Annotated in this window: 18 protein-coding genes and 5 pseudogenes; 18 read left to right on the forward strand and 5 right to left on the reverse strand. The window is 69.2% G+C overall.

Going from position 1 to position 19,884, the window contains the following annotated elements; all coding sequences use genetic code 11:
• Window positions 1-144: 144 nt before the first annotated feature.
• From AB0F77_RS38825 to AB0F77_RS38875, 11 genes and pseudogenes are all read left to right on the forward strand, one after another.
• Window positions 145-528: pseudogene (locus AB0F77_RS38825) on the forward strand (MerR family transcriptional regulator); the annotation flags it as partial.
• Window positions 529-1,394: 866 nt separating this feature from the next.
• Entirely contained in the window at window positions 1,395-2,294 is a 900-nt protein-coding gene (locus AB0F77_RS38830) for a transporter substrate-binding domain-containing protein (RefSeq protein WP_361958194.1), read from the forward strand.
• Window positions 2,295-2,313: 19 nt separating this feature from the next.
• The gene (gene ehuC, locus AB0F77_RS38835) at window positions 2,314-3,021 is read left to right on the forward strand and encodes an ectoine/hydroxyectoine ABC transporter permease subunit EhuC (RefSeq protein WP_361958197.1); all 708 of its coding nucleotides are present in this window, start codon (window positions 2,314-2,316) and stop codon (window positions 3,019-3,021) included.
• Entirely contained in the window at window positions 3,018-3,662 is a 645-nt protein-coding gene (gene ehuD, locus AB0F77_RS38840) for an ectoine/hydroxyectoine ABC transporter permease subunit EhuD (protein ID WP_358079725.1), read from the forward strand. Before ehuC ends, ehuD begins: the two co-directional genes overlap by 4 nt.
• Before the next feature lie 61 nt (window positions 3,663-3,723).
• Complete coding sequence (gene ehuA, locus AB0F77_RS38845) at window positions 3,724-4,482, forward strand: ectoine/hydroxyectoine ABC transporter ATP-binding protein EhuA (RefSeq protein ID WP_358079727.1); 759 nt, start codon at window positions 3,724-3,726, stop codon at window positions 4,480-4,482.
• Window positions 4,483-4,580: 98 nt separating this feature from the next.
• Window positions 4,581-5,079 (forward strand): annotated as a pseudogene (gene ectA / locus AB0F77_RS38850) (diaminobutyrate acetyltransferase).
• Window positions 5,080-5,176: 97 nt separating this feature from the next.
• Window positions 5,177-6,439, forward strand: a complete 1,263-nt coding sequence (ectB, locus tag AB0F77_RS38855; protein ID WP_358079731.1) for a diaminobutyrate--2-oxoglutarate transaminase — start codon at window positions 5,177-5,179, stop codon at window positions 6,437-6,439.
• A gap of 73 nt (window positions 6,440-6,512) precedes the next feature.
• Complete coding sequence (locus AB0F77_RS38860; protein WP_361958201.1) at window positions 6,513-6,908, forward strand: ectoine synthase; 396 nt, start codon at window positions 6,513-6,515, stop codon at window positions 6,906-6,908.
• Between the two features lie 4 nt (window positions 6,909-6,912).
• Entirely contained in the window at window positions 6,913-7,800 is an 888-nt protein-coding gene (gene thpD / locus AB0F77_RS38865) for an ectoine hydroxylase (protein ID WP_361958204.1), read from the forward strand.
• A gap of 178 nt (window positions 7,801-7,978) precedes the next feature.
• The gene (locus AB0F77_RS38870; RefSeq protein WP_361958207.1) at window positions 7,979-8,416 is read left to right on the forward strand and encodes an NfeD family protein; all 438 of its coding nucleotides are present in this window, start codon (window positions 7,979-7,981) and stop codon (window positions 8,414-8,416) included.
• Window positions 8,417-8,445: 29 nt separating this feature from the next.
• Window positions 8,446-9,555 (forward strand): SPFH domain-containing protein, encoded by a 1,110-nt coding sequence (locus AB0F77_RS38875; RefSeq protein WP_361958210.1) that lies wholly within the window; start codon window positions 8,446-8,448, stop codon window positions 9,553-9,555.
• A 526-nt stretch (window positions 9,556-10,081) separates the two neighbouring features.
• On the opposite strand, the gene AB0F77_RS38880 is transcribed toward AB0F77_RS38875, so the two are convergent.
• Window positions 10,082-11,362, reverse strand: coding sequence for an FAD-dependent monooxygenase (locus AB0F77_RS38880; RefSeq protein ID WP_361958213.1), 1,281 nt, complete (start codon window positions 11,360-11,362; stop codon window positions 10,082-10,084).
• 1,213 nt (window positions 11,363-12,575) lie between these two features.
• Here AB0F77_RS38880 and AB0F77_RS38885 point away from each other — a divergent pair.
• Both AB0F77_RS38885 and AB0F77_RS38890 read left to right on the forward strand, forming a co-directional pair.
• On the forward strand, window positions 12,576-13,358 hold the full coding sequence (locus AB0F77_RS38885; RefSeq protein ID WP_361958216.1) for a DUF4142 domain-containing protein: 783 nt from the start codon (window positions 12,576-12,578) through the stop codon (window positions 13,356-13,358).
• A 236-nt stretch (window positions 13,359-13,594) separates the two neighbouring features.
• A pseudogene (locus tag AB0F77_RS38890) lies at window positions 13,595-13,876 on the forward strand (hypothetical protein); the annotation flags it as partial.
• Between the two features lie 16 nt (window positions 13,877-13,892).
• Here AB0F77_RS38890 and AB0F77_RS38895 read toward each other — a convergent pair.
• The 3 genes from AB0F77_RS38895 to AB0F77_RS38905 form a co-directional block, all read right to left on the reverse strand.
• On the reverse strand, window positions 13,893-14,621 hold the full coding sequence (locus AB0F77_RS38895; RefSeq protein ID WP_361958219.1) for a hypothetical protein: 729 nt from the start codon (window positions 14,619-14,621) through the stop codon (window positions 13,893-13,895).
• Between the two features lie 210 nt (window positions 14,622-14,831).
• Window positions 14,832-15,341, reverse strand: coding sequence for a MarR family transcriptional regulator (locus AB0F77_RS38900; protein ID WP_361958222.1), 510 nt, complete (start codon window positions 15,339-15,341; stop codon window positions 14,832-14,834).
• A 64-nt stretch (window positions 15,342-15,405) separates the two neighbouring features.
• Window positions 15,406-16,494 carry a PP2C family protein-serine/threonine phosphatase gene (locus tag AB0F77_RS38905; RefSeq protein WP_361958225.1) on the reverse strand — a complete coding sequence of 363 codons (1,089 nt, stop codon included), beginning with the start codon at window positions 16,492-16,494 and terminating at the stop codon, window positions 15,406-15,408.
• Window positions 16,495-17,375: 881 nt separating this feature from the next.
• Here AB0F77_RS38905 and AB0F77_RS38910 point away from each other — a divergent pair.
• The 5 genes and pseudogenes from AB0F77_RS38910 (at window position 17,376) to AB0F77_RS38930 (ending at window position 19,779) form a co-directional block, all read left to right on the forward strand.
• The gene (locus tag AB0F77_RS38910) at window positions 17,376-17,930 is read left to right on the forward strand and encodes a hypothetical protein (RefSeq protein WP_361958228.1); all 555 of its coding nucleotides are present in this window, start codon (window positions 17,376-17,378) and stop codon (window positions 17,928-17,930) included.
• Between the two features lie 97 nt (window positions 17,931-18,027).
• Window positions 18,028-18,180, forward strand: coding sequence for a hypothetical protein (locus tag AB0F77_RS38915; protein WP_361958231.1), 153 nt, complete (start codon window positions 18,028-18,030; stop codon window positions 18,178-18,180).
• A 118-nt stretch (window positions 18,181-18,298) separates the two neighbouring features.
• Window positions 18,299-18,457 (forward strand): copper resistance protein CopC, encoded by a 159-nt coding sequence (locus AB0F77_RS38920; RefSeq protein WP_361958234.1) that lies wholly within the window; start codon window positions 18,299-18,301, stop codon window positions 18,455-18,457.
• Window positions 18,458-18,911: 454 nt separating this feature from the next.
• Window positions 18,912-19,055: pseudogene (locus AB0F77_RS38925) on the forward strand (hypothetical protein); the annotation flags it as partial.
• Window positions 19,056-19,128: 73 nt separating this feature from the next.
• Window positions 19,129-19,779, forward strand: a complete 651-nt coding sequence (locus AB0F77_RS38930; protein WP_361958243.1) for a hypothetical protein — start codon at window positions 19,129-19,131, stop codon at window positions 19,777-19,779.
• Between the two features lie 12 nt (window positions 19,780-19,791).
• Here AB0F77_RS38930 and AB0F77_RS38935 read toward each other — a convergent pair.
• Window positions 19,792-19,884 (reverse strand): annotated as a pseudogene (locus AB0F77_RS38935) (flavodoxin family protein); the annotation flags it as partial.

The raw sequence follows: 19,884 nt of genomic DNA on the forward strand, positions 1-19,884 counted from the left end.
CGACACGGCTGACGGTCGCAGGAGGGCATCCCGCACCAGGGGAACGGGCGCCGAAAGGCATCCGACCCGACATCGAGGCAACCCTACCCTGACGTTGGGGTAGAGATCGGTGGCGGCCGTGGCGAGACGAGGAAGGCGCCCCACGTGAGCAGCCAGCACATGCAGATCGGCGAGGTTGCCGCACGGACCGAGCTGTCGCTGCACACCATCCGCCATTACGAGGAGACAAGCCTCGTCATCCCCTCGGCCCGTTCCCAGGGCGGCTTCCGCCTCTACACCGAGTCCGATGTCGCCCGCCTGATGGTTATCCGCCGCATGAAGCCCCTCGGCTTCACCCTCGACGAGATACGCGCCCTGCCGGAGGCAACCGACCGCCTCGACTCGGGTGGGCAACTGACTCCCGAGCAGCGCGAGGAACTGCTGGATCGGATCCGCGGCTTCGAGCGGGCCGCACAGCAGCGCGTCGAGGACCTGCACACCCAGCTCTCCCGCGCCGAGGACTTCGCGGCCACCCTGACCGAGCGCTTGCGGGCGCAGGGGCCCATCGGTTCGGGCGGGGCGTCGGGGTGGCCGGGTCGGGCGTACCGGCGCACCTGCCGCCGGTGGCCTTCGGTCCGATCGGCGGTGACCAAGAACTCCGCCGGAAGCGCGGCGAGGGGCTGTGTGTCGACCGCGGCACCGTCGTGGCTGGTCGCGCGATTCCCCGCGGCCCCTTCACAGCGCTACCGGACCGCGGCCGACGTCACCAGGTCCGCCCAGCTCATCCAGCAGGTTCGGTGCATCGCGCGCCACGGCCCCCAATGCGGCGCGCACCGCCTCGGACACCAACTTCAAGCGGGACGAAACCCTCATGCCGGACAGGATCGGACGGAGTCGATGCAATCCTGCCCGCCCGCAGGCGTCACGGCCAGGGCGCCGTCCCGGGCCCTGCTCGCCGAGTTCGCCGCGGAGCGATGGCGGCCTTCAACCCGGCCGACATCGGCAGGATGCCACTGTCCCCTGGCCTCGCGGACGGAGAGGTCCACATCTCCGACAGGAGACCGGTCGGCCGATGGCCATGATCTCCTCCTGCGGTCTCACCGGATCGCCCCGCACCGGGAACAAGAGACAGCCGGTTACGCGTGCACGGGTCAATCGCCCTACCGGGCAGGCGACTTGGTGCCGAACGAGTACGCGGGTGCCTGCGGCAACGGCGATACGTCCTCCTGGCATGGCCGATCGAATGCACAGATGGAAAGCCGCTCGGCGGCTCCTGAAACCGCATGGTGGTAAGGATGTTGAAACGGTCCCGATACGAGCTCATAACACTGTGAAGGTTTCCGACATACCTTTCGGAGTCCGGGCAGGCGGGTGGGCACTGCGTAAAGCGCTTGCCGGACAAGGGACTTCACTTCATGCCCAGACACACCGCTCTGACCCGCCGCCGTCTCCTCGGCCTCGCCTCCGCCGGTGCCTTCGCGGCGACAGCGGGTGGGCTGACCGCGTGCAGCAAGACCGAGGGGAGCGGTGACAGCGACCCGGAGTTGCTCGCCCGGATCAAGAAGCGGGGCTACGCCAAGGTGGCGTACGCGAACGAGGCACCGTACGGCTACAAGGAGGGGGACACCCTCAAGGGGGAGGCGCCGGCACTGCACGCCGAGGTGTTCAAGGCACTCGGCGTGCCCGAACTGCGCCCGGTGTTCTCGGAGTGGGACGGGCTGATCCCGGGACTGCTGGCCGGGAAGTACGACGTGATCAGCGCCGGGATGGCGATCCTGCCCGAGCGCTGCGAAAAGGCGATCTTCTCCGAACCTGAGTTCATCTCCCCGACCGCCATGATGGTCCCGGCCGGTAACCCGAGGAAGCTGGGCGATCTGGCGTCGGCCGAGCAGGCGGGGGTGACCCTGGGGGTGATGTCCGGTGCGGCCGAGAAGGGATATGCCGAGGGGGCGGGCATCCCGGCGGCCCGGATCAAGACGGTGACCAAGCCGCAGGACGGCGCCGACGCGGTGAAGAGCGGGCGGATCGACGCCTTCGTGCTGACCGGCATCTCCCTGCGCTGGCTGGCCAGGACCAACAAGGGCCTTGAGGTCACCGAACCGTTCCTGCCGGTGGTCGACGGGGTGAAGCAGTACAGCCCGGGAGGGGCCGTCTTCCGTAAGGGGGCCGCGCCCCTGCGGGATGCCTTCAACACCGAGCTCCAGAAGATCACTTCGGACGAGGAGCGGTACGTCGCCCTGCTCGGTGCCTACGGCTTCACCGCCGCCGAGATGCCCCCGGCGGATCTGACGACCGAGAAACTGTGTGCCGCCTGACGCGGGGGGCGGGGTTCCCATGGGTGACTTCCTGTCCGTCTTTCTTTCCGAGCTTCCCTCGGTCGGCGCCGGGGCATGGGTGACCGTCGAGGCAACCGTGCTGGGCTCACTGGTGGCAGGCGTGCTTTCCTTCGTGCTGGGCCTGGCAGCGGGGTCGGGATGGCGCGTGCTGCGCTGGACGTCCAGGGGTGCCGTGGAGTTCTTCCGCGGCACCTCGCTGTACATCCAGCTGTTCTGGCTGTACTACGCTTTCCCGCTGCTGACCGGGTACGAGTTGGGGCCGCTGCTGTGCGGAGTCCTCGCCTTCGGCCTCAACTACGGGGCGTACGGGTCGGAGGTCGTGAGAGGAGCCCTCGCAGCGGTACCGCGCCCGCAGCAGGAGGCCGCCGTCGCGCTCAGCTTCTCCCCTCTCCAGCGGTGGTACCGGGTGGTCCTGCCACAGGCGTGGCCGCAGATGATCCCGCCGTTCACCAATCTCTCGATCCAGATGCTGAAGTCCACCCCGCTGCTGTGGCTGATCTCCGTGGCGGATCTGACGACGGTAGTCCAGACGCTGCGTGACCGCACCGGGGAGACCGTGCCCGCCTACGTGACCCTGCTGCTCCTCTACTTCGTCCTGGCCATGCTGCTGACCTGGGGGATGCGGCTCCTGGAGCGGCATGCCGCTGCGCGGCTGGGCCGCACCGGACGGGCGGATACCCTCGCCGCGAGTGGAGGCCGCCCGTGAACTACCAGTGGGACTGGGGGGCGGCGCGGGAGGCGCTGCCTCTGCTGCTCGCCGGGTTCAGGACCACCGTACTGGCCACCGTCCTGGGGACGGTGCTGGCCGCGGTCGTGGGGCTGGCGCTGGCGGTCGGCGGCCGGGCTACCACCCGATGGGTGACCCTGCCGCTCAAGGCCGGGGTGGAGATCGTGCGCTCCACCCCACTGCTGGTGCAACTGGTGGGCGCCTACGCGGTGTTCACCTCGATCGCCCCGCTGACCATCGGTGTCGTGGTGCTCGGCCTCCACTACTCCGCCTACCTGGCGGAGGTGTACCGGGCCGGCATCGACGCCGTACCGGCGGGGCAGTGGGAGGCCGCGCGAGCCCTGTCGCTGTCCCCCGTCCGCACCTGGCGGTCCGTCGTCCTTCCGCAGGCTGTTCGTACCGTCCTGCCCGCGCTCGGCAACTACGCGATCGCGATGTTCAAGGAGACCCCCTTCCTCGCCGTGATCACAGTGTCCGAGATGGTCGCGCAGGCCCGTGAGTACGGGGCCGACCACTTCGCCTACCCCGAAGCCTTCACTCTCGCCGGACTCGTCTTCCTGCTGGCGAGCTACCCAACCTCGCTCGCCCTGCGGAAACTGGAGCAGCGCCTTGGCAACTGACCCCCTCCACAACCCTCTAACCCGTGACGGCGTCGAGGACGCCACGCCGCAGCGGCGGCCGATGGTCCGCTTCGAACGGGTAGTCAAGCGGTACGGCGGCCACACGGTCCTCGACGAGCTGGACCTCTCCGTCGAGCGCGGTCGGCACGTCACCCTGATCGGCCCGTCCGGTTCCGGCAAGACCACCATTCTGAGGCTGCTGATGACACTGGAGCGGGTATCGGACGGGGTGATATGGGTCGACGGCGAACCGCTGTCGCACCGGCGAGCCGCGGACGGCACGTTCAAGCCCGCCGACGAGAAATACCTGCGGCCGATCCGGCGCCGTATCGGCATGGTGTTCCAGCACTTCAACCTTTTCCCCCACATGAACGTGCTGCGCAACATCACCGAGGCACCCGTCCGCACCCTCGGGCAGCGGCGGGAGCAGGCCGAGCAGCGGGCCCGAGAGCTGCTGGACCTGGTCGGACTGGCGGACAAGGCCCTGGCTCATCCGACCCGGCTCTCCGGCGGCCAGCAGCAGCGCGTGGCCATCGCCCGGACGCTCGCCATGGAGCCGGAGATCCTCCTGCTCGACGAGGTCACCTCCGCCCTCGATCCCGAGCTCGTGTCCGGCGTCCTCGACCTGCTGCGCGAGATCGCCGCCACGACCGAAGTCACGCTGCTCTGCGTCACCCACGAGATGGGCTTCGCCCGGGACATCTCCGACGAGGTCCTCATGTTCGACGCGGGACGGGTCGTGGAGGTCGGCAGCCCCGAACAGCTCTTCACCGAGCCCCGGCACCACCGCACCCGGGATTTCCTCGGTGCCGTCCTATGAACCCCGGTACCGGAAACCCTCCGCCACCCGGGGCATCTCCATGCACGGTCCCCCGCTCCCATCGGCTCGTCCCACCGCTCCCGACCGAACACGGATCCATGCCCTCTTCTTTTCCGGCCTCACCCGCACGTCACGGCTCCCCGGTCATCGACCGCCCGAACGGCGATGACGGTCCCACCCTCCGGCGCCTCGCCCACGACTCCCGGGTTCTCGACCTGAAATCGCCCTACAGCTACCTGCTGTGGCGCCGCGACTTCGCCGAGACCTCGGCAGTCGCCCGGCACGAGAGGACCGGCGAAGCTATCGCGTTCATCACCGGCTGCCTCCCGCCCACCCGTGCGCAGACCCCGTGATCTGGCAGATCGCCGTCGACGAGGAGCACCGGGGCAACGCCTGGCCGCCGCCCTCCTCGACGAACTCACCGCACGGCACCCGCTCACCACGGTGGAGACCACCATCACCCCGGGCAACGCCGCCTCTCTCGCGCTGTTCGCCGCGTACGCGGCGCGACACCGTGCGGACGTCGAACAGACGGTCTTCTTCGACGACGGGCTGTTCCCCGGGGACTGGCGCCCACCGGAAGTGCTGCCCACATAGGCCCCCTGCGCCCACCCGCGGACCGCCCGGCACCGGCCACACATTGACCAGGCACGAACCCGCACCGTCGTCACACCCCGCAAGGAGATCCATCAGTATGACCACGACCCAGACACCCCTGAGCACGTTCGAAACGCTCGAATCAGAGGTCCGCAGCTACTGTCGCGGCTGGCCCGTGGTCTTCGACCACGCCCGCGGCAGCCAACTGTGGTCCGAGGACGGCCGCCGCTACCTGGACTTCTTCGCCGGGGCAGGGTCCCTCAACTACGGTCACAACAACCCGGTCCTCAAACGCGCCCTGCTCAGCTACCTGGAGCGCGACGGGGTCACCCACGGCCTGGACATGGCCACCACCGCCAAGCGCGACTTCCTCGAAAGCTTCCAAGAAATCGTCCTCGGCCCTCGCCAACTACCCTACAAGGTCATGTTCCCGGGGCCGACAGGGACAAACGCCGTCGAGGCCGCGCTCAAACTGGCACGCAAGGTCAAGGGGCGGGAGTCGGTCGTCTCCTTCACCAACGCCTTCCACGGTATGTCCCTGGGCTCCCTGGCCGTCACCGGCAACGCCTTCAAACGGGCCGGAGCAGGCATCCCACTCGTCCACGGCACACCCATGCCGTTCGACGACTACCTGGACGGACAGGTACCCGACTTCCTCTGGTTCGAACGGCTCCTGGAAGACTCGGGCTCCGGCCTCAACCACCCCGCGGCGGTCATCGTCGAGACCGTGCAGGGCGAGGGCGGGATCAACGTGGCCCGGCCCGAATGGCTTCGCGCGCTGTCCGCACTGTGCGTACGCCACGACATGCTGCTCATCGTCGACGACATCCAGATGGGCTGCGGCCGTACCGGGGCCTTCTTCTCCTTCGAGGAAGCGGGCATCACGCCGGACATCGTCACCGTCTCGAAGTCCATCAGCGGATACGGGCTGCCCATGGCGCTCACCCTCTTCCGCCGCGAACTCGACCAGTGGGAACCAGGCGAGCACAACGGCACCTTCCGCGGCAACAACCCCGCCTTCGTCACGGCGACCGCCGCCCTCCACACGTACTGGGCGGACCGGGAACTGGAACTGCGCACGGCGCGCCTCGGCAAACAGGTCGAGCAACGGCTGCTCGCCCTCTGCGCCGAACACGAAGGCACCGCCTGCCGGGGCCGCGGCCTGGTCTGGGGAATCGAGTTCGACGACCGGGCACGGGCCGCCGCTATCTGCGCCCGCGCCTTCGAACGGGGCCTGCTCCTGGAGACCTCGGGGCCGGAGGGACAGGTCGTCAAACTGCTGCCGCCGCTGACCGTCAGAGACTCCGAGCTCGATGAGGGCCTGGACATCCTCGACCGAGCGGTTCTCGCGACGCCCTGAACTCATTCGGGCACCGCCCCCTCCCCCATTCCCCTTCCCCAGCCACCCGCACAGACGAGGAACGAGGACTCCAGTGATCGTCCGATCGCTCGTGGAAATTGAGAACACCAACCGCCGCATCAGGTCGAAGTCCGGCACCTGGGAGAGCAAACGCATCGTCCTGGCCCGTGAGAAGGCGAGTTTCTCCCTGCACGAGACCGTGCCGTACGCCGGCACCGAGACCACCATGCGGTACGCAAACCACGTGGAGGCCGTCCTGTGCGTCGAGGGCACGGCCGGACTCACCGACGAGGAGACCGGCGAGACCCACCGGATCATGCCGGGCACCCTGTACCTCCTCGACGGCCACGAGCGGCACACCCTGCGCCCCCGGAGCGACTTCCGGTGCGTGTGCCTGCTCAACCCGCCAGTCACCGGCCGCGAGGACCACGACGAGAACGGCGTCTACCCCCTGCTCACGGAGGACTGATCCCATGACCATGCTCACCGACCTCTACCCAAGCCGCGGCCCCCGCGAGACCACGACCCCACGCCAGGATCCGGTGGTCTGGCCGGCGCCCGAACACCCTGGCCCCCTCACCTCCGACGACCTGCACGGCTACGAGCAGGACGGCTTCCTGACGGTCGACCGGCTCATCGCCCCCGACGAGGTAGCCGGGTACCGGGCCGAACTGGACCGGATGCTCGCGGATCCGGCCGTACGGGCCGACGAGCGCACCATCGTCGAACCCCGCTCGGGAGGCATCCGGTCGGTCTTCGAGATCCACCGCGTCAGCGAGGTGTTCGCCCGTCTGGTACGCGACGAGCGGGTCGTGGGCCGGGCTCGGCAGATCCTCGGTTCGGACGTCTACGTCCACCAGTCACGGATCAACGTCAAGCCCGGCTTCGGCGCCTCCGGCTTCTACTGGCACTCCGACTTCGAGACCTGGCACGCCAAGGACGGCCTGCCCAGGATGCGGACCGTGTCCGTGTCGATCGCGTTGACGCCCAACCTCGACACCAATGGCGGCCTCATGATCATGCCGGGCTCACACCGCACCTTCCTGGGATGCGCGGGCCGGACCCCCCGCGACAACTACAAGAAGTCACTGCAGATGCAGGACGCCGGGACCCCGTCCGACGACGCCCTGACACAGCTGGCCGGCGCACACGGTATCCGCCTCTTCACCGGCCAGGCCGGCTCGGCGGTCTGGTTCGACTGCAACGCTGTGCACGGTTCCGGCGACAACATCACCCCCTATCCCCGATCCAACGTGTTCATCGTCTTCAACAGCATCGAGAACACCGCGGTCGAGCCCTTCGCCGCCCCCGTCCGCAGGCCTGAATTCATCGGAGCCCGCGACTTCACCCCGGTGAGGTAGGCACAAGGGCCGGTTGTGTCCCGGTGACGGCTCCAGGACACAACCGGCCGACAGCGGGAACGCCCCTCCGTAAGGCAAGACACATCAACTGTGCCGAACGGCAGCTCTCCCGTGTCTGTTCTGTCCGGCGCGATTACGGGTACTTTAGTAAAGAAGGCCCAAAGAGAAGGGCGATTCGATGCCGTGGTTCGTGTGGCTGCTGGCCGCCGCGGCGCTGGGTGCCGCGGAGTTTTTCACCCTGACTCTGATCTTTGGACTGCTGGCGGGCGCCGCGTTGGTCACCGCCGTGGTCGCCGGTGTGGGCATCGGCGTTCTCGGCCAGATCGCAGCCTTCGCGTTGGCAGCAGCCGCGGGTCTTGTCGTCGTCCGCCCCGTTGCGCTGCGGCACATGGCACAGCAACCCCTCATCCGCGAGGGCAGCGACGCGCTGATCGGCAAACGGGCCGAGGTCGTGCAGGAGGTCACCGCGACCCGCGGCCTGATCAGACTCTCCGGCGAGGAGTGGTCCGCCCGCGCCCTCGACGAGAGCCTGGTGATCCCGGCGGGAGCGCTGGTGGACGTCATGGAGATCGAAGGTGCCACCGCCGTCGTCTACCCTCGCGAACTCCTGCCGTAGTCGGTTGAACGCAGAGTAACGGAGGCACTGTGGATCCCCTCGTCATCCTCACCCTCGTGGCGGCCATCATTGTCGTCTTCCTCGTCGCCTCCACGGTACGGATCGTCCCGCAGGCACGCCGCTACAACATCGAGCGGTTCGGCCGGTATCGCCGCACCCTGCAGCCTGGCCTCAACTTCGTCCTGCCGGTGGCGGATCGCGTCAATACCAAACTCGACGTGCGCGAGCAGGTCTACTCGTCGGACCCCAGGCCGGTGATCACCGAGGACAACCTCGTGGTGAACATCGACACCGTGCTCTATTACCAGATCACCGACCCGAGAGCGGCGGCCTACGAAGTCGCCGACTATCTGCAGGCGATCGACCAGCTCACCGTGACCACGCTGCGCAACGTCATTGGCAGCATGGACCTGGAGGAGACGCTCACCTCACGTGAGGAGATCAACTCGCGGCTGCGCGCCGTCCTCGACGACGCCACCGGCAAGTGGGGCATCCGCGTCAACCGCGTGGAGATCAAGGCCATCGACCCGCCGCACACCATCAAGGAAGCGATGGAGAAGCAGATGCGGGCCGAGCGCGACAAACGCGCGGCCATCCTGCACGCCGAAGGGGAGCGGCAGGCCAAGATCCTCACCGCGGAAGGCACACGGCAGAAGGACATCCTGGAGGCACAGGGCGCGCAACAGGCCATGATCCTGCGGGCGGACGGCGAGGCCAAGGCCGTGGAACTCGTCTTCCAGGCCGTCCATCGCAACAACGCCGATCCGAAGGTCCTGGCCTACAAGTACCTGGAGACGCTTCCGCACCTGGCGAGCAGCGACAACAACACCTTCTGGGTGATCCCGGGGGAACTGACCGAGGCAGTCCGCACCGTCACCCGTGCGTTCGGAGATCAGTCGTCGGTCGGCCGTCCCCAACCCGCGCAACCCGAGCAAGCAGCCACCGCCGGCGCCGACACACCGCACGAAGGCAGGGCCCCGGAGCTCGCCGCGGGCTCGACAATTTCACTTGACGCCGCGACAGCTGCTGACCAGGCCGAGAAGCAGGCCGCCGCAGCGGTGAACGACGCCAGGGCGGAGGCCGCCGAGGCCGCGATGGCGCCCCAGGTTCCGCGCCGGGGGCAGGCGTCCGGCGGCTGATCCTGCCGCCTGGCTGACGCCAGGAACCGCCCTGTCTCATCCGGAGCTCTCGGCCGGTCCGTGCATGTGGTGTCCCCTGAACCACGGGCCGTTGTCCGGGACCCGCCAGCGGCCCCACGTGGTGGGCGGACGTCACGGGGGGGGCGTCCCTACGCCATCGCGCAGACTCCGGGACTCGTGAACTTCCCTCGCGACTTGGTCCACAGCAGCGACCAGCGGTCCCGCGAGCACGAGAGGCAGGAGCGGCGGTGGGCCGCCGACCTGGTCGAGCAAATCCCCGGAACCACCGGAGGTACGACGGGCCGCCGGACAAGTGAAGGTCTCCTCGGCACTCGCCCACAGGCCTGGCCGGCGGCGTTCTCGCCGGTTACTCGGGGGAAGCGTCCCGGTCGCGCACCTCGCCGTGCTGCCGGGCACATCCGAGTACGTGCGGGAGATCAGCCAGCACGGGGCAGTGGGCAGCTTCAAGCGCTTCGTGCAGGTGAGCAGTGACGAGGCTCGGGCCGGACCTGGAGCCTGATGGCGTTTAGCTCTCCGCCTGATGGGTCTGCTCGCCGGAACTCCCAGCTTGCGGCGTCGACCGACCCGAGCACGATCCGGTCAACTCCGCCGTTCTCGACCGGGCGGGTACTGCGGCGAGTCGACGCAGATACGGCCGCTGCCTGCCGGCGAGTGCCGTGCCGACGGCATCGCCTGTCACAGGGAGTTCGGCGAGCCGCAGGGCAAGTCGGCGCAGCCGCAGTTGCTGGGGCGTGGCGGGCACGAACCAGCGGGCGGTCCTGCGGGCGAAGCGCTGCCTGCGGGAGACGGCCGGTCGCCACAGACGCTCGTATCCTGCGAGCGCCTCCTCGATGCTGCGGGATCCGGCGAGTTGGTCGGCGAGGACATAGGCGCCGGCGATCGCCAGCGAAGCACCCTGCGCGGCGAGCAGGGACACGGCATGGCAGGCGTCGCCGACCAGGACGACCCGCCCGCGGCTCCAGGACGGCAGATCGGTCTGGGCGACCTGATCGTAGTAGAGCCGTGGGGACGGCGGACAGCCTGCCAGAGCTCGGGGCACAAGCCAGCCGAGCGAGCCGTACTCGTGATGCAGAGCGGCCCGGGTGTCCTCGGGTGTGCCGGGTTCGGCGGTGCGGTGGACGGCGAACGCGGCGACCTTGCCGTTCCGCAGCGCATACAGGCCCATCTGCCTGCCGACGGTGTCGGTGACGCAGAAACGGTCGCCTAGTTCCGCGTGTACCTCGGGGTCGTCGAAGGTGAACGCGGCCGTGTGGTAGCCCAGATGCCGTACGTAACGTCGCTCCTCGCCGAAGGCGAGTGCCCGCACCGTGGAGTGGATGCCGTCGGCCCCGACGAGAAGGTCCGCGTCGAGGATGCTGCCGTCCGTGAGCGTGACGCGGACGCCGTAGGCACCGGCGTCGATGCGTGCCGGGCCGACGCCGAAGCGCAGGCCGACGGCGAAGGACAGCCCTTCCCGCAGGGCGACTTCGAGGTCGGGTCGCATGATGCTCAGCAGACGCCCGTCCAGGGACCGGGCGAACCGGTGGTAGCCGAGCCGGGCACGGCACCGGCCCTGGTCGTCGATGAAGGTCGCCCCGGAAATCGGATAGCTGAGTTCCTCCAGCCAGGGCAGTACTCCCATGGCTTCCGCGGCGTCGTAGCCGGGGCCGAAGAAGTCGATCATGTACCCCTCGGTGCGGGGCCCCGGCGCCCTCTCCAGGACCACGACCTCCCAGCCGAGCGTGTTGTGCAGACGGCCCGCGAGCGCGAGCCCGGCGATACCGGCTCCGCAGATCACTGCTCTCATCGGTGTGCGTCGCCTCTTCCACTTCGGGAGGACTGGGGTGTACCCACCCCACCCATACTTTTGCACTATGCAAGGCTTGGGTGTCAAGCAGGTCAGGATCGGGGATACGGCGAACCGGAAGGCGCTCCGGCGGTCTCACGCCCACCCGACGCCACGGACGGTGACCGCCGGATGCCGTACCGGCCTCACGGGCCGAACCCAGGATCTTGACGTTTCCCTGACGCCGCGCTGCTGCCACTTTGACGTAGCGTCGGACGCGGTATGCCGGGAAGACGGGTCAGCGAAGTGTCCTTGACACCTCGTCCGTCACTCGTTCGCCTGCCTCGACTGCGGACACGGCCGGGAAGCCGCCCTACGACATCGATGTGACCGCGGACGACCAAGGGCGGGCCATCGCCACATACCACCTCGACGGGAAGGCCGCCCCGTCGCCACTGCAGTCACTTCGCTGCCCGGCCTGTGAGCGCAGCAAGATACGCATCATGCGGCCCGGACGGGTAGCGACGGCACATCTGCACGAGACCGGACGTGATGCAGCCGGATGATCAACCGACCAACCAGGGAAATACCGGGCCAGCCGACCTTTCCCTCGCCACGGCGGGGGCCGCCGACGTGGCGCTGCACGGATACGGGCAGCGTATGTGGATCATGCACCTGGCGCATCCGCGCACAGCCCTGTACTGGGGTCCGGCAGCCCCGTGGTTCCGCGTACGCCACGGCCGGCCCCCTTCCCGTCATCGAGCGGGAGGGTGAACAGGATCCGGAGGAGTCGTCGCGATGGATGTCCTCGGCAAGGCCATCGGCCACTGCGGCGCGGGGTGCGTCCTCGGCGCACCGCCGACGAGTGGCCGACGCGGGCCAGTGGCATGGCGATCGTCGGTAAGCCGCCGTACGCCTACTTCCTGATGGATTTCACCTTGGCCTGGCTGCTCGGCATCGGCTTCCACTACTTCGCCCTCACCCCGAGGAAGAACACAGGCGCGTACTGGCCGTTGCTGCAACTCGCCATGGCCCTTGGCTTTTCACGGCTCGGCCGGTCGACGGGCAGCTGGTGCGCGTCGACCGGAAAGGGCGGATGTGACCGTATGAGACCGGTCCGGAGCCGACCACCCGACATTTCTGGCATCATGCAATCTTTACCTAGAGCAAAGGTCTTCTTTCCGTACCGCCTCCGTACGACCGGGCAGCAATGCGGTCCGCACCAGGAGGCATCATGGCCATCTCACGCAACACAATCGGATCCCTCGCCGTCGGCGGGGCGCTCACCGCCACGCTCGCCGCCCTCGTCTACCCGAGCGTGCTGGGCATCCAGACGACCTCCTCGAACGCGTCCCGGATCATCGCCAGCACCCAGTGGGGGCCACTCACCGAAGCCGACCGCAACTTCGTCGTCTTCGTGCGCTCCGCCGGGCTTTGGGAAGGCCCTTCGGGGGCTTTGGCCATGCAGAAGGGGACGACCCCGGCCGTACGCGAGGCCGGACGGCACCTGGTCATCGGGCACGCCGCGCTCGACGCCAGTTGCCGGAAGATCGCGCCCATGCTGAACGTCGCCATCCCCAATCAGCCCACGCCCCAGCAACAGGGCTTCCTGACGACGTTCCAGTCGGACACGGGCAAGCAGTTCGACACCGACTTCGCCAACACCCTGCGCGTCACCCATGGCTCGATTTTCAATACCATAGCCAAGATCCGTTCCACGACCGAGAACACACTCGTGCGCCAGCTGGCCGACCAGGCCAACGACGTGGTCCTGGACCACATCACGCAGATGGAGAAGACCGGACTGGTCAACTTCGCCCAGGTCAACTTCCAGGAGACGACCCCGCCGAAACTGCCCGCCTCCCAGGTGACGCCGCCGGTGCCACAGGCGGGCGCGCCCCAGGTCGTCCTCACGGTGCCTCCCGGGCTGTCGACCGAGGGAGTGCCGACGGGTCCGGCCGTCACCTCGGAAGGCTCCTCCGTGACATCCCCGGCACCGTCGCCGACCGCCGGGTGACACCGCCGCGCCGACCACCATGTGGCAGCGTGCAGGTTTCACCTCGCGCAATCACCGCTCGGCGTGAGGCACGCATACCTCTTTCGCGCCAGGCGGCACCATGCCCATAGCCCGCAAGACGATCGGAACCCTTGTCGCCGGAGGAGCGCTCAACCGGCTCATGGGGATCGGGGGACGTGGTCTGCACGCCGAGCATGCTCGGACATACGAGAGCGGCCCCAGAACGGCTCGACAAGAAGATGAAAGCGGTGGGTGAACACCCGGCCGTGGGGCATGCGAGGCTGGACGACCTGTGCCGCAAGATTGCGCCCATGCTGAAGATCACGCTGCCCCACCAAGTGCCCCCACAACAGCAGCAGTTCGTCGCGGCCTCGGCGGCGCAGTCCGCCAAGCTGTTCGACTCCGCCGCCGCGAACATCATGCGCGTCACCCACGGCCGGATCTTCCCGACCATCGCCGTGATCCGCGACGGCAGCACCAACACCCTGGTGCGTCAGCTCGCCGATCACGCCAACAACCAGTCCAAGGCCCAGGTCACCCCAGATTGGGCCGGAGGACCTCACGCTTCGTACCGGCCGGGCGGGAAAGCCGGTAGGAACGCACCACGGCGACCAGGCTCGCAACGATGAGAGCGGACGACCACGGCGCCAGACCACGCAAGGACTCCGGTACACCCGACCCTGCCTCCACTCCGCGCGGCGACACCCGCCCCTCAGGGTCGTAGACGAGCGTGATCGCGTCCCCCGGGCGGGTCGCGTCACCGCAGCCGCGCCAGATCCGGACCTTGAGCGGCACGCCGTCGGCGTCCCGCACCGAGCACAGGTACCGGCCCCACCCGCCATCCGTGGCCCAGCCGTCCTCGACAGAGGTCACGGTCGCGGACTGCGCCCGTCCCCGTTCCGCCAGCACCACACCGGCCGCGGCCTGCGGTGTATGCAGTGCAAGGCAGACGCCCAGCAATACGACGACGCCGACCAGCGCACGCCCCGCCCCGACGGAGACGAGATACACCGCGAGCGCCGCCGCGCACACAAGGCCCCCCTCGCCATCGGCGAGCGAGGGGCACCCCGTCCAGGCTCCGTAGAGCGCCGTGCCGACGACGGCCCCGACGGTGAGGATCCCCGCGAGGACTCCCTCCGTGACGAGCCCCCACGGCGGAAGGCCGACGAACTCGGCCGGGCCCCACACCATGGCGCGCAGATGGGTCATGACGTGCGAGTCGGCGGACGGCGAGGCCCCGCGCGTGCGGCGCACGAGTGCCATCCCCCGCATCCTTCCTCAGCCCTTGGGCACCTGTACCTTCAGGCCACGCTGTCGCGGCCGGACGCACCGGCACGACGCATGCCCCGTAGCGAGCTTCGCGACCGGCGTTCCACAATTCCCTTGCATTATGCAAGACAAGCGGGATCCGGAAAAGATGCGTCGGAGGACGGCCACCGCCCGGCCAGGCGCTCCGGTCCGAACCCGTGAGGGTCACACGTCATGGACCATCGCCTCGTCCACGGCCCAGCCGAGCGGGTGCGGATCCGGACTGTCGGCGGCCGGCGTCGCCGGCGGCTCGCCGCCCGCGCTGTTGAACGCGCCCAAAGCCTCGATCAGCGCGAGCCGCTGCGTGGGACCGAGCCGTGCGACGATCCCCGCGATCTCAGAACGGCGCCGGGCGGTGACGTCCTCAACGGCGCGCCGCCCCTCCTCGGTCAGCTGCAGCAGGGTCTCACGGCGGTTGTCGGGGTTGGTCTGCCGGTCTGCGAGCCCTGCCGCGATGAGCCGGTCCACCATCCGCATCGCCGTCGACGGGGCCACCTGCAGCAGGTCGGCGAGCACCACCAGTTTGGTGGCGCCCCGGGTGGCGAGCACGACCAGCATCCGGAACTGCGGCAGGGTCACCCTCTCCTCGACCTCCGCGAGGGAGCGGGCGGAAACCGCCACCAAAAGGCGCGAGGCGGTCAGCACCGCCCTGGTGACCGCGTCGACATCGTCCATGGCCCCTGCTGGGGTCGCGTGCTCCGGCATAGGTCCTTTCTACCGTGCCGAAGCCGACGCGCTCTCACGCGATGGGAACAGATTTTCCTTCCCCATGGCCGTGGTACCGCAGGAGCAGCATCGCAGCGTCGTCGTGGAGCGGCCCGTCGGCATGTCTGACCAGGTCTTCCCGCAGTACCTCCAGGGCGTGGTCGGCGTCGGGCTCCTTGAGCAGGTCGGCCCGTTCACCGAGGGGATAGAAGGAGCCCTGGGCGTCCCGGGTCTCGGTGACACCGTCGGTATACAGCAGGAGCTGGTCGCCGGGCGCGAAAGCCACCCGATAGGGCTCGGGCGGCTCGCCGCCATGGGCGCCCAGCCCGAGCGGGAGAGCGTACGCCGGCGGCTGCGGGAAGTCGGCGGTGCCGTCCTGTCGTACGACCATCGGGGCCGGATGGCCGAAGCTGAGGAACACGACCTCGTGACCGGAGCCGATCTCGGCGAGCACCGCCGTGACGAACTTCTCACCCTCCAGCTCCCGGGCCACGCTGCGCTCAAGCCGCTCGCCCAGCCCCACCAGATCGGGTTCGTCATGGGCCGCCTCCCGGAAGGCGCCGAGCACCACAGCCGCTGTCTCCACTGCGGCCAGCCCCTTGCCCTGCACGTCCCCCACAATTACCCGGATCCCTTGCGGCGAGGCCACCACCTCATACAGGTCACCACCGATCCGCGCCTCCGCCACCGCCGACGTGTAGGACACCGCGGCCTGCAACGCCCCCGCAGTCCGGGGCACGGGCCGCAGCAGCACCCGCTGCGCCACCTCCGCGATCGACCGAACACTGGCCAGTTCCGCCTCCCGACGCGAACGCATCACTGCTGCCGCGACACCCACACCAGTGACACCCGCCACCGACGCCATCGCCGTGAACCCCCGGCGCTCCTCGAACAGCCCGTCGTACATCCCGAGCCCCACGCACAGGAGCAACGCCATCGCTCCGATCAAAGCGGTACGCCGCCACCCTCCCACCAGTCCGGAGAACGCCGGCCCCAGCGAGACCAGCGGCAAGAAACCCACGCCCGGCCCGGACACCAGGTCCGCCCCGGCCACGACAATCATGACCGCCACCGGCATCCCGGAGAGCACGGCGGACGCGGACGTCGGTTTCTGTTCGGTCATGACGCCCTCCAGCAGTACCGTGGTCTCAGGGGCCGCCTCTCCACGACGTCCGGCACAGGCACCCCCGAATTTAGACTATGCAATAGTTTGCGCGTCGAATCGGCCTCCGTTCCCCGCCCTTTACCCAACAGAGGCCGAGAGCCACCGGGGCCGACGCCTCCCCGGGGAGGCGACCACGCCCGCAGACGGACCCCACCGGATCGACCCCGCCTCACGCCTCCCGGCGGCGACCGGCCGCACGGCTGCCGAGATCCCATTTCCGCTGCGGACCGGGCCGCGCCTCCGGCTGCTCCCGCTGCACCACGCGGGCCACGCCACCGGACGCCGGAGCCGGGCGGTTCCTTGAAGTGGTGGAACACGCCCCGGCCGGAGAAAGCTGGACCGTCGCATCCGGCTTCGGACCGACGGCCGCCCGGTACCACCTACCACAGACGGACCCCGAGACCCCGAACGAGGCGAGCGGCCGCCGTCACCGCCCGCTTCTTCCTGCCGGACCGAGGCGCCGGGATCGCGGGCCGCCGGCCCGCCACCACCCAAGAACCACCGACGCCGACGGGAGACCGGGACGGCCACCCCCAACGTCCTCCCGGAGCGCGCCCCCGGATTCCGGCCGACGTGACCCGCACAGCCGTACTCCCCGGGCAGAAACATCTCCGAAGCACTCGACATTATGTTTTGCATCATGCAAATATTGCGTCAGGGGGTTGAGCCGGGGCACAGGAGTGACCGGCATGCATGACGGGCTCAAGTTGCGCGTCGGCCGCCGACAGGCCCAACGGACCTGTCCTGGCAGTCCCGCCCACCCTTCCAATCTCCGGCAGTACGCCGCCCCGGCACGACGTAGCCCCGGTTGAGGAAACAGGCATGGAGGATGAAAGCCAGTGGTCGCTGAGCACCCGGCGGGTAACGGAGGACTCGGCGGCGAGGACGGTGGCACGCCGGTCCCGGATGCCGTCTGGCGAAGATTCCTCGACGACAACGAGCAGGCCATCCGGGCCTCCGCGGCCCGGGAGCCCTCCGCACAGGAGCGAGCGGAGGGCGTCCGCCCCGGGCCGACGAATGGGACCGACGTGTGGCACGGCACGGCGGAGCACGGCCCCGCGCCAAGCCGCATGGGTGACGTGGTCGGCGACCTGTGGGATCCGGAGGCCCCGTGGACGGCGAGCGGCTGGCGGGACCTGAACGGCCCGGGGAAGCGGCGACGGGCCGGTCGTGTTCTCGCCGCTGTCGCCGCTGTCATCGTGGCCGTGGGAGCCCTTGACCGCGTAGCCACCCGACCGGTTCTCCCGGACGGCACGCCCGACGAGGGCACCGCACAGCAGGCCGGGGACATTCTGCCGGACGGAGTGCCCACGGCCCTGGCCCCCGGTCCCCTGCAGTCCGGCACGCCCTCCTCGACGATCCGTACCAAGTGGGACGGGACCGCCCGTCGGTAGCCGTCCTGTCCGAGGGCCGAGGACGGGACGGGGTGAGCTCGTTCCGGGGGGCGTCCGTACCTGTTGCTGGACCAGGACGGGACACCGGAGAACCCACGTGGCGCGACAGGAGACAACCGGCATCAGGCACAGCATCCGTTCACTGATCGCGGTGGTCACCCTGCTGGCCGGCGTCCTTCTCGGCGGTGCGGCGCCCGCGTCGGTGCACGCGACGCTAACCGGCAGCGACCCCGTGAAAGCAGTGTGCTGAAGACCATGCCAAAACAAGGTCACGGCAACGTTCGACGAATCGGTCGCCTTAGTCGAGGACTCGCTGCGGGTGGTCGACCCGGACGGCCGTCCGGTGACCGCGGGGCGGGCGCGATGAGATGAGCCTGACGGACGGTCTGGAGCAGGGCACGTACACCGTGTCCTGGCGGGTGGTGTCGGCGGACAGCCACGCCGTGTCGGGCGCGTTCTCCATCTCGGGCGGTCAGCGCCAGACCGCCGTCGCACCGACCGTGGACCCTGCGGTCGACGCGCTGTAGGGCATCGGCCGCTACGTCGCCCATGCCGGTCTGGCTCTGCTGATCGGCGTCGTCGTGTTCGTCCTGGCCTGCTGGCGTTCCGCCACGGCGGTGCGGCTGGTGCATCGACCGTTCACGACCGGCTGGTGGGCGCTGCTGGGATCCACGGTCGCGCTGATGCTGTTGCGCGGTCCCTAAGACAGCGGTGACGGACCGGCCGGGATACTCGACGTGGACTCACTGCGGCAAACGGTGGGCACCCGCCCAGGGACCGCCCTACTGGTCCGTCTGGTCCTGCTCCTGGCGGTGGTCGCGGCTGGTACGGCTCGGGCCGCCGGAGCCCACTCAACCCATCACAACGGCGGGCGGTGTACTCGCGCTTGGCCTGGCGGCGACCTGGGTGACGGCCGAGCACGCCTCCGTGGGAATCCAGGTGCCCGTGTCCATGGCTTCCGCCGCGCTGCACCTGCTGGCCATGGCAGTCTGGCTGGGCGGCTTGGCCACACTGCTGTTCACACTCCACCGCGCCTCCGCCAAGAATCCGCTGCCGCCCGTCGCCCGTTTCTCCCGCATCGCACTCGTCTCGGTGGCGGTGCTGACTGCCACCGGCGTCTACCAGTCCTGGCGCGGACTCGGCTCCTGGGAGGCGTTCACCACTCCCTACGGCAGGATCCTCGCTCAGGGTCTGGGCCGTGCTGGTGATGCTGTTCGCGGCGTCGTACTCCCGGCGCTGGACGGCCCGGCTGTGGCCCGCGCCTGGCGACGAACGGATCCTGATCGCCGCGAGCCACGGCGGATCTCCTCCCCCGGCCGAGGGTGGCAACTCGACGGGCCTCACCAGCAAGGCGTCCCTGCGCGGGTTGCACTGGCCGACGCTGGCGGAAGTGGCGATCGGCGTGGCGGTCCTCCTGCTCACGACCCGGCTGACCGGCACCCAGACGGGCCGGGCCGCCGTCGAGACAGCCGCCGCCGTGACCAGGGTGCCGGGTCGGCCCGACGTCTCCCTGACCCTGATCCCGTACGACACCGGCACAAACACCCTTGTCGGACGGGGCAAAGTCCAAGTCGGCCTCTCGCCGAGCCGGACCGGTCGGAACGTCGTCGAGGCGCTGGTCTACAGCGCCGACGACAGCTCCGTCACCATTCCCGAGCTCCGCCTGACCTCCAGGGACGCCGACCGGGGGATCGGCTCGCTGGACGCGGGCCTCGTCGATGAACACGGCTACTGGGGCAGCAACGTCCTCGACCTGCCGGTAGCCGGGACCTGGACCTTGAAGGCGACCGTCCGCGTGTCCGGCATCGCCCAGGTCACCGTGGAGAAGGCCGCGAGGATCCGGCGATGACCACCGTCCCCGCTACCGGTGCTCGGGGTTCTCGTAGTCGCGGCGGCAGCCGGCGTCCCAGGCGGTGCGCTGGTTGCCGTAGGCGGGAATGCCTCCGAGGTCCTT

It is taken from the genome of Streptomyces sp. NPDC026672 (assembly GCF_040638185.1).
Classification (GTDB): domain Bacteria; phylum Actinomycetota; class Actinomycetes; order Streptomycetales; family Streptomycetaceae; genus Streptomyces.